This is a genomic window from Photobacterium kishitanii (genome assembly GCF_003026355.1).
In the GTDB taxonomy this organism is placed as follows: Bacteria; Pseudomonadota; Gammaproteobacteria; order Enterobacterales; family Vibrionaceae; genus Photobacterium; species Photobacterium kishitanii.
In genome coordinates this window covers 1-14,637 of record NZ_PYON01000011.1, presented here as the reverse complement: position 1 = coordinate 14,637, position 14,637 = coordinate 1, and the positions used below count along the sequence as shown (strand labels likewise).

9 protein-coding genes and 1 riboswitch are annotated in these 14,637 nt (G+C 37.0%); of the genes, 3 read left to right on the top strand and 6 right to left on the bottom strand.

Annotation, left to right across the window (positions count from 1 at the left end; genetic code table 11):
* Positions 1 to 162 precede the first annotated feature (162 nt).
* Entirely contained in the window at positions 163 to 2,097 is a 1,935-nt protein-coding gene (locus C0W29_RS13370) for an FUSC family protein (protein WP_045042726.1), read from the top strand.
* A gap of 84 nt (positions 2,098 to 2,181) precedes the next feature.
* Here C0W29_RS13370 and C0W29_RS13365 read toward each other — a convergent pair whose 3' ends face one another.
* The 6 genes from C0W29_RS13365 to C0W29_RS13340 form a co-directional block, all read right to left on the bottom strand.
* Complete coding sequence (locus C0W29_RS13365; RefSeq protein WP_412973449.1) at positions 2,182 to 6,711, bottom strand: SslE/AcfD family lipoprotein zinc metalloprotease; 4,530 nt, start codon at positions 6,709 to 6,711, stop codon at positions 2,182 to 2,184.
* A gap of 183 nt (positions 6,712 to 6,894) precedes the next feature.
* Positions 6,895 to 7,629: a hypothetical protein gene (locus C0W29_RS13360; protein ID WP_146145230.1), complete on the bottom strand. Its 735-nt coding sequence runs from the start codon at positions 7,627 to 7,629 to the stop codon at positions 6,895 to 6,897.
* A 92-nt stretch (positions 7,630 to 7,721) separates the two neighbouring features.
* Positions 7,722 to 8,171 carry a hypothetical protein gene (locus tag C0W29_RS13355; RefSeq protein WP_045044419.1) on the bottom strand — a complete coding sequence of 150 codons (450 nt, stop codon included), beginning with the start codon at positions 8,169 to 8,171 and terminating at the stop codon, positions 7,722 to 7,724.
* 64 nt (positions 8,172 to 8,235) lie between these two features.
* A complete protein-coding gene (locus C0W29_RS13350) occupies positions 8,236 to 8,838 on the bottom strand; it encodes an HAD family hydrolase (RefSeq protein ID WP_045044418.1) in 603 nt (200 codons plus the stop codon).
* Between the two features lie 63 nt (positions 8,839 to 8,901).
* Positions 8,902 to 9,933 carry a DnaJ domain-containing protein gene (locus tag C0W29_RS13345; RefSeq protein ID WP_052671552.1) on the bottom strand — a complete coding sequence of 344 codons (1,032 nt, stop codon included), beginning with the start codon at positions 9,931 to 9,933 and terminating at the stop codon, positions 8,902 to 8,904.
* 74 nt (positions 9,934 to 10,007) lie between these two features.
* A complete protein-coding gene (locus tag C0W29_RS13340; RefSeq protein WP_045042723.1) occupies positions 10,008 to 10,712 on the bottom strand; it encodes a helix-turn-helix domain-containing protein in 705 nt (234 codons plus the stop codon).
* A gap of 363 nt (positions 10,713 to 11,075) precedes the next feature.
* Between C0W29_RS13340 and C0W29_RS13335 the strand changes: the two genes are divergently transcribed.
* Both C0W29_RS13335 and C0W29_RS13330 read left to right on the top strand, forming a co-directional pair.
* Positions 11,076 to 12,404 (top strand): glycoside hydrolase family 18 protein, encoded by a 1,329-nt coding sequence (locus tag C0W29_RS13335; protein WP_045044417.1) that lies wholly within the window; start codon positions 11,076 to 11,078, stop codon positions 12,402 to 12,404.
* Positions 12,405 to 12,757: 353 nt separating this feature from the next.
* Positions 12,758 to 12,855, top strand: a riboswitch (glycine riboswitch).
* Positions 12,856 to 12,935: 80 nt separating this feature from the next.
* The gene (locus C0W29_RS13330; RefSeq protein ID WP_045042721.1) at positions 12,936 to 14,336 is read left to right on the top strand and encodes an alanine/glycine:cation symporter family protein; all 1,401 of its coding nucleotides are present in this window, start codon (positions 12,936 to 12,938) and stop codon (positions 14,334 to 14,336) included.
* Positions 14,337 to 14,637: the final 301 nt, after the last annotated feature.

The following is a 14,637-nucleotide window of genomic DNA, read 5'->3' as shown; positions in this document are numbered from 1 at the left end:
TGATGCACTGTCTCTATCTTCTCATTAATTTTTTGCTATGAAATTACCAATAATCCATTACTCGCTTATCAATATTTATTACTTTTCTACGACTCATTTAGCTTTTAGTTCCTAACTATCTTTTGTCGTATCTGTATGTTTCACTACTAACAAGCCGCCATCATGAAAATAACAACGTTAACGACTACGTTTAGCAGCTGGTTTTCCAACGCCGCAGATATTCCTGATTCTATTCGTATAACCTTTCCAATGTTAATTAGCTTAGGATTATTTTATAGTTTAGGTTTTACTAGCGCGGGAATATCAGGCTTAATCACTGCATGGTTACTCGGTGTTCAAGCACGGAACCTTCCCTATTTAAAACGATTACAGATACTGGCGATCTCAGCACTGATTACCGTTGTAGCAACTTATTTAGCATTTTTTGTCTTTGATAATATGTGGCTAAGTGCCATCACATTATGCTCAATAGCCATTCTCTATGGCTTAATGTCTAATCAACGCCCCCATATTCGCTCATTTGGCTATAACTTTGGCTTTATCTACATTATGACAATTCATTTTGCTTCTGTAGGTGATAGTTTAACCATTATTATGATGGCGAATATCTTTGCTGGATTATGCGTTATGGTGTCGTCGCTAATCTTGTGGCCATTTTTTAATGGTCGAATTCTGCAACAGCATACAGTAACGGTGCACAATGCCCTTGCTGACTGGTTAAATGAATTACGTTTTTCTGAAAATGAAACACAACTAGCCGCAAAACGACAGTTATTCTACCAGAGTGCCCATAACTTGGCTTATTACAGTAACTCTGTGTCCTCATCTAAACGTGCATTACAAATAAAAATCGAACTGCAGCGTTTATTAGAAATGTCTGAATATATTATTTGTTTAGAACGTGTACTCAGCTTTGACCTTCACCAAACAACGCGAATTAGATTATTTACATGGATAGAAACAACAGTTGAACAATTAAAAAACAACCAACAAATCACTGCTACATTTGCGACTAATGAATATAAAAACACAGTTTATATTATTGATATAATAGAGAAATTTAAACGATGCTACAATTTCGATACTTTTTCAGCACCCGATTATAGTAAAAATATTTACTTATTCACTAATGACAGTAGTGCTTTCATTAGTGATTTTTGTCAGGCACTTAAATTTAATTCTAAAGAATGGCGCCATGCAGGTAAGATCGCTGTTACGTTAGCGGTCACACAATTTTTAACTGAGTTTTATCACCTTCCTCAAGGATATTGGATCTCATTAACGGCATTTATTGTCTTATTGACGTCATCAATGGCGGTGACTAACCATCGTATTTGGAACCGTTTTTATGGTACTGCATTAGGTGGTATTTACTGTTTTGTTTGTTTATATTTCGTGCCACCACAGCACCTTATACTACTAACCAGTATTTCAGTTTTTTTCGCATTTACCTCTTATCATAAAGAACGTTATGACATTCATGTGTTTTGGTTAACATCGATGATTGTATTTGCGATTAGCTTGCTCTCTCCTGATAATACGTATGTGTCATTCTATCGAATTATCGACACACTATTCGGGGTAACTATCGCATTTTCAGTCAATTATTTTATTGCGCCAAGTTGGACCATGACCTGGTTAGATCGTCATACTTCTAGCATGATAAAATCTCAAATCTTATATGTTGCTGTATTAGATAAACCGCAATGGGAACAAAAAATCAACTTATACCAAAGCCAACAACGTTATTACTCCTTGAACGGCGAAGTAATGAATTTACTGAAAGAGCCTAATCTAAGCCCTCGCACATCAAAGGATTGGTTAAGTTTGTTGGTTTTAATACAACGTTTAAACGATAGTTTATTACTAGCAACGAAATTAGGAATTCAGTCAGATAAACCACAATCTACTGCACGTTGGATCAGCCAATTACAATGGATAAAGCAAACATTTCCAGACCGTTGTAAGCATGGTGCTATGCCGCCATTTAATGCTGAATCGACACCCATTCCTGAAGATATGTTATGTGCTTTAATCGAAAAAGATATTCAGCAACTTACCGCGTGGATGCTATATCAGCGAGCATTTGTGGTATAGCTAAATAGATGTTTAGTATTTTAAATAACAAAAAGCCGCGAATCTTAGTTGATTCGCGGCTTCATTTTTTAACAATGCTACTGCTTAATTCGCTTGTCGTACTGTTACTGAATTAATTTGTAATGGATCACGCTTTGGCATATCAAGCTTAAGCGCTTTTACTGCCGCACGCCCTGCATCTGTAACACCACCTTCATAGGAAGGTTTTGTCACACCAGGGATCATATAAGCTTTTGAACCTGGTGACCAAGCGCTAAAGAAACCGCTTAAATCAGTTTGTGCCGCATAAGATGCACACACCATTAGTTGATCACCTTTACTCAAACCTTGAGTTGATTGACAAGCATTTGGGGTTGGTAATTGCATATTTTCCTCTAAGCCACCACGTTTTAAGCGATGCATTAATTTAAATAAATTCCAACCCTTCATGCCATCAACATCAGTAACGTAATAACTTGGTAACTTACCTGTAATTGCTTTCGTAATATCAAACTCTGTTTCAGCCCACTCTTTTAATTGAGCAAACATCACTAATCGTTCACCATTACCACCAGCCGCCCAAGCATATGGTGACTCTAAATTAACAAAAGCAGGTGCCATACGAATATCTTGCTCAACCCGCGCCATTTTACCGAGATGTTTATCCTGCATATAAAGTGCCAGAATATTATTAGTAACCTCGGTTGAACCTTCAACACTAAATGGTGCTTCAGCTGCGTTATGACCGACTTCATGCCATAACAACCAGCTATTTAATGGTGACATCTTGATATCGCTACTATTGGTCTCAAAACTAATATTCATTACTGGATAACCAGAATGAGCCGCACCAATAGAGATGGCTACATCATTAACCACATGATGCTTATTATTAGGCAGTGTCGTATCTGTTACTTTTTTATGACGCTCTGTACCTTCACCATTAATTTCATCACGCGCATAAAAATCATTTAGATCTTCAGCAAAAATATCCAACTCTTGCGCAAATTGCTGTGGACTACCACCATAATTACTCGCTTGTAGATTTTTTGCTGCCGCAGTATAAATAAAGCTATCAGATTCAATTTCACCGATTGGAGCCACTGAATTTTGAGGGTTTACCCAAGCATTATTTTTGTACCATGGCGCTGCGACTGTTCCATCCAGATTAACGGTGATATTCCCTGTTTCATTACCTGATATGTAAATCAAACCACCATACGGGGCTGTAAAGTGTTCAGAGCCACCAGCGGGCAATGTGAATGACTTAGAAACACGCGGTGGGCGCTGTAAACCCAACTCATGCTTTTCACGTCCAGTCAGATCGTCAGCTAAAGCCACAGTAATTGTTACTGGATTACTGTTTCCTGTAACAGAAATAGTAAATGGTTGATGTGCGACCGCCCACTGCCCTGTTGACTGACGGTTACCGGCATACCATGCAACAGTATTATTAGATAAATCAACATCCACAGACGCTGATGATGAACCTTTAGCTTCACCCGGATATTGACGAATATCAGCTTTAATATCTAAATCAAAATATGAACGGCCTAGCATTAAGCGTGTTAATGGTTTTTCCATATAGTTCAATGGATAGCTTGGATTCATCCAACCTTGATAGTCAGCATTAACATCACTATTTGCACCATAGATCATGTTGTTGTCAACAAGGCTTTGACCTAACTCTGTACTACATGCGGTTTGACTTGGGGCTTTATCACCATAGCAATTTAGAAATTCAGTAAAGCGTTTAAAACCTAGCTCATCGTTATTAACACCGGACTCATAACGGTAATCAAGATCATTCCACAGCCAGACCGTCATATTTTGATAAATACGATTGAGATCAACACTGTTTAGACGCTCACCTTGATGACCTTTAGTGCGGAAATACAACTCATGCTGATATAAACGCTCAATATTGGTACCAAGATCTGCTGCTTTCACCATCGCTTTTGCTGTAGCTTCATTAAGATCTAATTCAGAATAAATTGGACGGTACATAGTGCCCGTTAACTTAATACCATTACCTGGTCTACGCTCTAAACAATTCACTTCATAATGATAATTATCATCAGAACACTCTTTATAGCCGTCAAAAACAGTTAATAATGCCGCTTTTTCTGTTGATATTTGTTCTGCTGATTTACCTGCTGTATCAATAAAAGCTAACTGTGATTCGTGCTTGCCCGTCACCATATTAAAATATGACTTACGAGCAACTTCTAACTTAGGTTTATCATCAGGTTTTCCTTGTAGAATATAATCCCAAGAAACTTCACCTGTCGTTTCATCAATATTATAAGGAAGCTTAATACCCTCTTGGCCTTTTACTGCCGCGTATCTTTCAATAACCCAAAAATCATGCTCTCGCTGTGATCTAATACGATCAGGGTATCCCCAACTCGGGCCACCATTTTGTACTACAGATTCTCCATTAACAGCGATACCGACACTATCAAATAAACGTCTAATATCATCATTTGGTTTACCATTTATACTTTCAACAATGATTACTTTACCGCCCACTTCTATATATTGAATAAGATCCGTAACATCTTGCTCTGTTAATAATGGTCTTGATAGATCAGCAAGCATAGGATCATGATCATTTGGCTTATCTTGATATTCATGAGTACGAATAATCAATAGAGGTATATCTTCTGGAGTAAGGCCAGAAAAACTATTAACTATTTTAGTTTCCACATTAAATTGTGGATCAATGTTAAATAACGCCTCATTACCATGCCACGTGGTGTGCTTTCTAAAGTATGTCTTTGTTATATTTGTTCCCACGGTGATAGGAGAGCTACTAAGATCATATTTATCAGCTAGCAAATAACGAAAAGTATTCTTAAAGAAATTTGCCATATCTGCCGTATCAGTTGTTCTTCCTGCTGGAACAATACATTTACCTTCAGATGTTACTCCGCCTTCCCAACTATAATTACGTGGGCAAACTAAAATACTGGTATAGCGAGCATTACCGAGCAACATTGCTTGGCCTGCACCTAATTCACCTAGACTTATAAAAGGTAAACCAAAAGTAGCAGTGTCTGCACCAACAAAAGCTGGTTTTACCATTGATGGCGCTTCTGTAATATAAGCAAGGCCTCTTTCGTCCCATGCTTTCTTTTCGTTAAAACCTAACCAAAAATTATTATCATTTCGTGTCATCATAATAGGGAAAGCACGATTAGAAATATTTATCGCACCTTGCCCTCGAACAAAACCTGCACTGCCATAATAGTTACCACCGGGATCAGAGAACACATGAAACTTCTCTACGGGCATCCAACCATCTTTAACAGCATCTGCCCCTGCACCCCAAAGCTTATTAATATCAGCTTGGATATTTTTCTCAGTTACTGTTGCCGTACGTGGAAAAGACAATGGTGAAAACAACAAGTTTGATTTACAAGTGTCACCACAAATTGCGCTATCAATTTGTTGTGCTAAGCCTGATTCAAATTGCTTCTCGAATTCACCAGCAACAAGTTCTTCCTGACCAGTACCATTATCTAATTGTACGGATTCAGACAGCTCGATATTTAACGCTTCATTAATCACATTTGGATATTGAGCAAACACGTTATGTACACGATCGGAAATCTGAATATGATCAGTAGCATCAGAATAACGTTTTAATAAACGAGCAATATTACGACCAGCATGCCCTTCAGCTAAATCTGTCACCGTAAATTGAGTTTTATTGGCTTTAAGTTCACCTAGCTCAAAAGTATCAATACCAAAGGCAACACTTTCGCCCCAGCTAAAGCTAAATTTACCTTCAGCATCAGTTTGCCCACGCCCTGATGGACTGTAATAATCAACACCAACAATAGGCTGACCATCTAAATCACGTAAAAAGCCTTTGGTTAAGATTACTTTCGTTGGCTGATAGCCTAAATTTTGCTCAGCACTCGCACTTACAAAACCACTGTTTAAATCGTTACTCGCTCCTGGTGTAACAACGGGTTGTGATTCAGGTTCATGGGTTGATGGTTTGCTATCAGTTTCTGTACTTTCTTCTAATTTATCGCTAATCAAGGCATTAAATTCAGCAATAGGTAGCAATATGTCATCAGAATTATAGAAATTATCAAACCGTAATTGGTCAAGAGCTGATAATTTAAAATCAATCACCTTACCACTTTCGACTGTCATTTTATTTAATAATGCTTGTGTATTAGCAATTGCACTAATACGCTCATCATCAGCAAAAGCAACAAACCGATCTGATTCAGCAAGTGTTAATAATTTAATTTTTTCTTTAGAGCCAGACTTAGTTGTTTGCAATTGAACATCAGTAAAAGTCGCTAATTCGATATTCTCAAATGAACATACAATAGTATCGCCATGCTTAATGACAAACTCTGTCGCAGGAGAATCATTACAAATAACACTCGCACCAAAATTCATATCACCATTAAGCGAGAACACACCTGTCGCAGATGGAATAACAGGATCGACAGGTGGTAAAATATCTGGTGTTTCAGGATCAATCGGCGGTGTTATCTCAGGATCAACAACTGGAGGTGGTTGAATAGGCTCACTTGAATCACTACTACCATTACAGCCCATCATTAATGCAGATGATATTGCTAATACAATCAACTTTTTATTTGCCACAAATAACTTCCATAATTAATTTTTATTATATCTATTATGGGAATATATATACTGAACTATAGCTATAAGCAATCGTATTTTTTTGTAAAATACATAATTCTTAAAATAACGCACAAAAAACATAAGCCTTTGAAAAACAATGAATTAAAATCTTACAAGTTGAAACAATTAGATACACTTTTTTCAAGGGTAAGTCGTTACCGTTTTATCTTTGGTATTTACGGATAAATAAAAGTCATTATCTGATTCATCATAACGATTAAAACTAAACAAAAAACATTGCTGACAGTCAAATATAGGCTGAGAATAATTTAGGGCTAAATTACTACCACCATTGCGATAATATTTACTATCAAGTGCTAATCCAACAGCAATTAATGCTTGTTGACGATTATTAAACTCAGGGGCTTTAGCTAAGTCTGTTTGATAAGCACCTGCAATATACTCAATACGGTGCATTTTATTATCATTGCCAATCAAAATATCACGCCAACCATTATGAGATTCATCAGCGATTAAAATAGGTCGATAAATGCTTTTCCAACTGGCTAATTCTTTCTGAGTATGGCTAAAAAGGTACCCCTGACAGCCATTTTTAGTACAAAACTCATCTGTTTGCATAATAATAAACACTTCATCACTGCCATTATTATTTAAATCAGCATACCCATAACGGTACGGCGGTAACCCATTTTCATCGGCAGGAAAAAGTTGATCAGGTTTTAAAATATATTTACGTACAATATCAGCTGCAAATGTTGCACGCTCTTTATCTGTATCTAAATAAACAGAATCTTTTGTTTCTTTAAGCAATTGATTCTTATGAATTCGATCAGCTATCATGACAGTGCCAGCAAAAATGATCGTAAATAATAAATATAACGCCCCATATTTAATCATTCCGACTCCTTTTTTCATTCATACTCTTCAGTGTACTAACTGTGATTCTTTTTTGCTGCTTCTGTTGTAATAAAAAACCGTTAGCGACGAAGTCAACTAACGGTTTTTTATTACCCATTCAAACTCTTTTTTCTCATCCCTTTTGGCTCATCAATAACACATCGATGCCAAATCGAGTAATGTCTTAATGCCGCGGGGCCATGAGCAATAAAGACAGAAAGTAATAAGACGATAATATAAATATTAGGCTGTTGTTGAGGGATCAGAATAATTGATGCTAATAGCCCTAACTTGATAAATGTCAGCACGCCTTTAAGCTGAATTAACCACCACTTTGAACGATAAATTTCTTGTGCCATCATCAATCCACCACTGAACATCGCTAATAGCCACCAATTAAGCCATAACGCTTTATCAAGGTGGAAAATAAAACCACCACTGGAGATAGCAACACCTAAAATATGAGCTGCTCGAATAGCTGTTTTGCTTAAACGCTGAATCCAAAAACGTGTTTCAGATAATTGATGTTGAGGCTGTTTACGTGACGAATGGTTAGTCATAATGACATCACTAATAAGTAAAAAAACGCTACAAGGATAGCGTATTTATTTAAATGACTAAACCCTATCGTTTAAAGGCTCTAAACTCACTAATAATCCCATCACGAACAAGGTAACAATCCATACTCGCGGCATGTGCTGCTTGGCAACCTAATTCAGTATCTTCAAACACCACACAATGTGAGACTGGTACGCCCAATAACCTTGCCGCTTCTAAAAATGTATCGGGGAAGGGTTTGTGTCGCTGGACATCATTAGCCGTTACGACAACATCTACCAACGGTAAAATACCTGAAGTAGAAAGTATTTCTAAAGCATGATGTCGATAACATCCAGTACCAATAGCAATCGGTTTATGCAGCGCCTTTTGCTGCTGTAATAACGAAAACGTAGCTGGAATAATATCGCCCTTATGTTTTATTTCATCAAAATAACGCAGTTTACTTGTAACCAATAATTGTGGATCTGCATCAATGTCGTATTTTTTTAATAGCGCTACTGCAGTATTAATGGTTGGCGAACCACCCATTGCGTAAAACCAATCACGCTCAAACGGTAACTCAAAATCAGCACATGTTTGTTGCCATGCATTAATATGAGCAGGCATTGAATCAACCAAAGTGCCATCCATATCAAAAATAATCCCTTGGTACGACGATAAATCCATTTAATATTCCTTTATATAATTGCTATTAGTTATAGTACTAGAGGTTTAAAATAACCACAGTAACTAAAATGGTACGGTATTATTACACACTGCTGCTAACGCTAATGAACTTGATTTATAACCATTATTACTAAAAATATTATTATTAATACTTAGACTCTGACTATTTAACCATTGTTGATCACTCGACCCATTACCATAAGGTATTCGATACACTGAAAATTGGCGGTCATTAGCGCTAAAAATTAAATTTGCAGGTACTCGTGCCATATTATGAGAACGATTAGAATAATAACTAAATGTTCCCTGACAATCTTTAACTATATAAGATCCATTAAGACTACGAACCGCAATATAAGGTTGACGAGTACCTTCATAATAACGCTGTTGCCATAACCCCACCGTATCTGTCATCATTATTTTATCAGCACCGCTTATGACATCAATATTTTCCGTCGTTGTTGCCTGTGTTGCTATTACATTTTTTACTTGAACGGTAACCGGAGTAGGTCTCAAATCTAAAGGTTGAGGCTGTATATATTGAGATTGATAATGCCAAATAAACCATCCCAAAAAAATAACAACAATGATTAACACTGAAAATATCATCACAGCAAATTGTTTGTTTAATCTCTTGTTAGATGAAGACGGATTAATTTCATTCTCTTCGATTTGGCGACGTAACAATAGAAGTTGTTCATTAAGACGCTTATTAGTGGTTTGCAATAAAACTAATGTCTGTTGTGCCTGATTTTCACCAGCATTATACGCATCACTCGCCTGTTGTTGATAACGCTCAATCAACGCTTGCAACTGGTTTTTTTCTTTAATTAATAATGATATTTTTTTATTTAAATCAGCGACTTGTTGTCGACCCTCCTCTCTGTCATTATCATTTACAATCATTATATCTGAACATTTTTTATTGCCGTTTCCTTTACTTACTTGTTGGTAAGCCATGCTCAACATTTGCATTAATGCTTGAGAACCACCTTTATCTGGATGTAACTTAACTGATAATTGTCGATATTTTTTCTTTATTTCTGCTTTTGAGCAGCGATCATCAGTACCAAGTAATTCATGAAATGTTGTCATTAATCAAGTCATCAAAAGAAAGAGACGATAATTATAAACAACTCCTCTATAACCTGTAAATGATCATCCAATTACTATGATCCTTTATAATTATTTGAGCGAAATTTCCCCGGTGAACATCCGATATGTTTTTTAAATACGCGCGAAAAGTAAGAGACATCTTTAAATCCTGCTGAAGTAGCAACCGATGCTATTTTTTCATGATCTGCACTTAGTAATCCACAAGCTAAATCTAACCGCTTTTGAATAATATATTGTTTCAGTGTCACTCCCATCGTGGTGTGAAATAAACGGGAAAAATATGTTGCTGAAAAATCACAGGCTTTAGCAAGCTCCTCTTCTCGCAATGGTGCACTAATATCGTTATCGATAATAGATAATGCCGGTAATATTGAACGTTCACGCTGCGATATATCATCATCAATAACTATATCTTCTTTATGCGTATGTAAACGGCTTAAACAACTATCAAGTTTTTGTCTATTCGCACTAGCGACCAAAATATCTTCTGCACCAGCACGCAATGCAACAATCGCTAATTCAGAGTCTAACTCATGATACACAATAACAATTTTTACAGTAGGATAACGTTGCTTGATAATACGTAATAATTTAAAGCCATTAGATTGTGAGTTTTCAATTTCAATGAAAATCAATTCATACCCAGTCATTGTTAATAATAGTTCATAAGGTGATACTTCCAACACATTATGATATTTCACAAGATTATTCTTAACACTGGTATATTTCTCTTTATAGCAGCAATTAACCCAAATCACATGACCTCCTAACATCACAACTAACGCACTTAGCTATCCAATATTGCGTCTTAAATATAAAAAACTCATTTATACCTTTAAATAAGAAGATAATTACATGCTATTAATAAAATAATTTAGAATGGCTTTATTTGTTGTTCTAAATATTAGATTCCATCGCCTTTTCACATCAATATGTGCTAATGAAAAATACAACTATCAGCATAATCAACTCAATATTTCATCCAAATACTTGAGAAAATTAATGTTAGATCTTGGCATTAGTTTTGTGATTCACATCAAAATATAACAACAAGTCTATGTATGATTTTTATCTATATGGTTAATAATACAAATAATTTTGTAAGTTTAATTAAGAAATAAATGATCTCTCTTTCTGCTATAGCTCGTACACTCTCAGCATACTCTCTTTTAACCTATGGTTTTTTATCTCAAATAAACCTTAGTTATGCTACTGAGCATGATCGACCTTATGTTGTTGCTGCTTACTACCCAGATTGGAAAGTTTACACGCCTAACAATCCATACTCTGCAAGCATGATCCCTGCCGAAAAATTAACTCATTTAATCTATGCTTTTCTAGCAGTGTGCGGCCCTGTTAATTCATCGCCAGATAACATCAAAAAAATAATCAAAACCCAATGCGCAGATAAACCGATTGGAACCGCTATTATTCTCGATGAATATGCTGCATTACAGATAAAACTTACTGGAGAAACTGCATCTAACGTTAGTTACAAAGGAAATTTTGGTCAATTAAAAGCATTATCTGAAAAAAACCCTCATTTAAGTATTCTACCCAGCTTTGGTGGATGGACCCTCTCTGAACCTTTTCATACTGTTGCTACCAACCCTATCTATCGTCAAACATTTATTGATACAGCAGTAGGACTAATGACTAAATATGATTTTTTTGATGGTATTCAAATAGATTGGGAATACCCAGGAGGACATGGTTTATCAGGCAAAGGGCACGACCAAGTAATTCAAGAACGAGAAGCTTATAGCCTTTTAATTGAAGAATTACGTCATAAATTAGACTATCTCGGTAATAAGAATAACCGCCATTATCAACTTTCGGCAGCCATCAATGCCGATACGAAAACCTTACCAGGTATTAATTGGCCTCATGTAGCTAAAAATCTAGATCAACTTTATTTAATGAGCTTTGATTTTTTAGGCAACTGGAATAACGTGGTTGGTCATCATAGCAACTTATACAGTACACCAAACACCCCAAATAATACTTCTGTAGATAACCTAGTAAAAACGCTTATCAATAAACAAGTCGCAAAACAAAAAATCATTATAGGTAGCCCTTTTTATGGCCGAGGATGGCAAGGTGTTGATTTAATACCACTCAATAAGTTCGAAGGTCTTAGTAGTAACGGTGGTTCAAATAAAGGATCTGATATTAAAGATCCTGGATATTTTAATTACAGCGATATCAGTAAATATTTTCTTAAAAACCCTAAATTAGGTTACCGTTATTATTATGATGAGCATGCCGAGGCCGCAGTACTTTATAATCAGAAAAATAGAGAATATATTAGTTTTGAAGATAAACGTTCACTAAAAGCTAAAGCCGAGTATGCGAAAAAACATGGACTTGGTGGGGTATTTGGGTGGGAGATCACCTCTGACGCTAATAATGAATTAATTTCAGTACTTGATAGCACCTTAAACCCTTAACTCTCGCGTATAAATTATCATCAGTAGGAATAATGCCACAATAACTACCATCGTCTTAGCTGGTTTATTTTTATACGGAATATTCCATTTGTTATCAACTGACGCTTATTTTATTCAGCAAGCGCTTTTTTTTTTAATTTTTTGCTGACAATCACATTTTTATCCCCTAACATTGCGGGCGAAATGAGTTCCGATGAAGATAGCAGGAGAGCGGCCAATGACGAATACCATAATGGTATAAAACGTCGGCCCGCCGAAGAAGTAAGCGAAAAGCGATATGATCCCATCATGTTTTAATTCGTAAATCTTTCAGGCACCAGGTTGCAGTAATGCAATAGGTATGGACTGTTATTGGAGGAGCCTCTGGAGAGACTCGTTAAATCGAGCGCCGAAGGAGCAAACCGTAGCATATTACGGTGAAACTCTCAGGCAAAAGGACAGAGGAGATAAGAGCAGCAACCAGAAGCCATTCTGTAACTAACATTTACCTGTTGTTCTATATCTCTTCCTTTGTACGTTGAAGGAGGAATAATGAATCCACTACATGACACAATTTTTAATTTTCTACGCACATTAGATAGCTTCGTTTGGGGACCTCCTCTATTAATTTTATTAGTAGGTACCGGTTTATACCTTACAGTTCGACTTGGTTTTATCCAGATCCGTTACCTACCACTAGCATTGCAATATGTTTTTGGTGGCAAAAAAGATCCAGATAGCCGTGGCGAAGGTGATGTATCAAGCTTTGCTGCATTATGTACCGCTTTATCTGCAACAATAGGTACAGGTAATATTGTTGGTGTTGCAACTGCAATCAAACTCGGTGGTCCGGGCGCTCTATTTTGGATGTGGCTCGCTGCTTTATTTGGCATGGCAACCAAATATGCTGAATGTTTATTAGCTGTCAAATATCGTGAAATCGATGCTAATGGCCAAATCCTTGGTGGTCCAATGTACTACCTTGAAAAAGGCGTTGGTAGCAAATGGCTCGCTAAACTATTTGCCATTTTTGCCGTCGGTGTTGCTTGTTTTGGTATTGGTACATTCCCACAAGCAAATGCAATTGTAGAAGCCGCGCAAATTTCATTTAGTGTGCCAAAAGAAATTACCGTTGTTATATTAACCCTATTAGTCGCAACAGTGACTTTAGGAGGTATTCAATCAATTTCAAAAGTGGCGAGTACTGTTGTACCTCTTATGGCTGGCTTCTACATCATTGCTTGCCTAATTGTTTTAGGTACGAATTTTCACGCGCTACCAGCTGCAATTGAAACAGTTATTCAATCAGCCTTTACCGGCCACGCCGCTACAGGTGGTTTCGTAGGTGCTGGAATGATGTTGGCTATTCAATCTGGTATTGCTCGCGGTGTATTTTCAAATGAGTCAGGATTAGGAAGTGCTCCTATTGCTGCAGCAGCGGCACAAACTAATTCATGCGTGCGCCAAGGCTTAGTATCAATGACAGGAACATTCTTTGATACCATTATTATTTGTACAATGACCGGTTTAACCCTCGTGGTTACAGGGGCATGGACAGGTGATTTTGCCGGTGCAACAATGACAACACATGCTTTTGCTACTGGTTTGCATTCTGAATATTACGGCCCATTAATGGTCTCAATCGGCTTAATGTTTTTTGCCTTTACCACTATTTTGGGTTGGAACTACTACGGTGAACGCTGCATTACTTACTTATTCGGCGTAAAAGCAATAATGCCTTATAAGCTAGTATTTTTAGTGCTCATCGCTGGCGGTGCATTCATGCAATTGGATATGATTTGGGTCATTGCTGATATCGTTAATGGTTTAATGGCAATTCCAAACCTCATTGGTTTAGTCATGCTGCGTCATGTTGTAATTGCTGAAACTCAGCAATACTTTGCGAGCCTTAAATTACAGCGTGAAAATAGTAACCCAATCTCTGTTCAGTAATTAGCATCCAATAAAAAAGCCTCAGTTCATCACTTCAAAGTGATACTGGGGCTTTTTTGTAGCAACGGGTTCATTACCAATCCTCTTACGTACTTAAACGTTTATGCTAACAAGCTTCAATGTCCATATTCTTATCTATCTTATCTTGCGTGCCTTGCCCGTATTGTGATGCTCTCCTGCTCTTCCTGCTCTTCCTGCTCTTCCTGCTCTTCCTGCTCTTCCTGCTCTTCCTGCTCTTCCTGCTCTTCCTGCTCTTCCTGCTCTTCCTGCTCTTCCTGCTCTTCCTGCTCTTCCTGCTCTT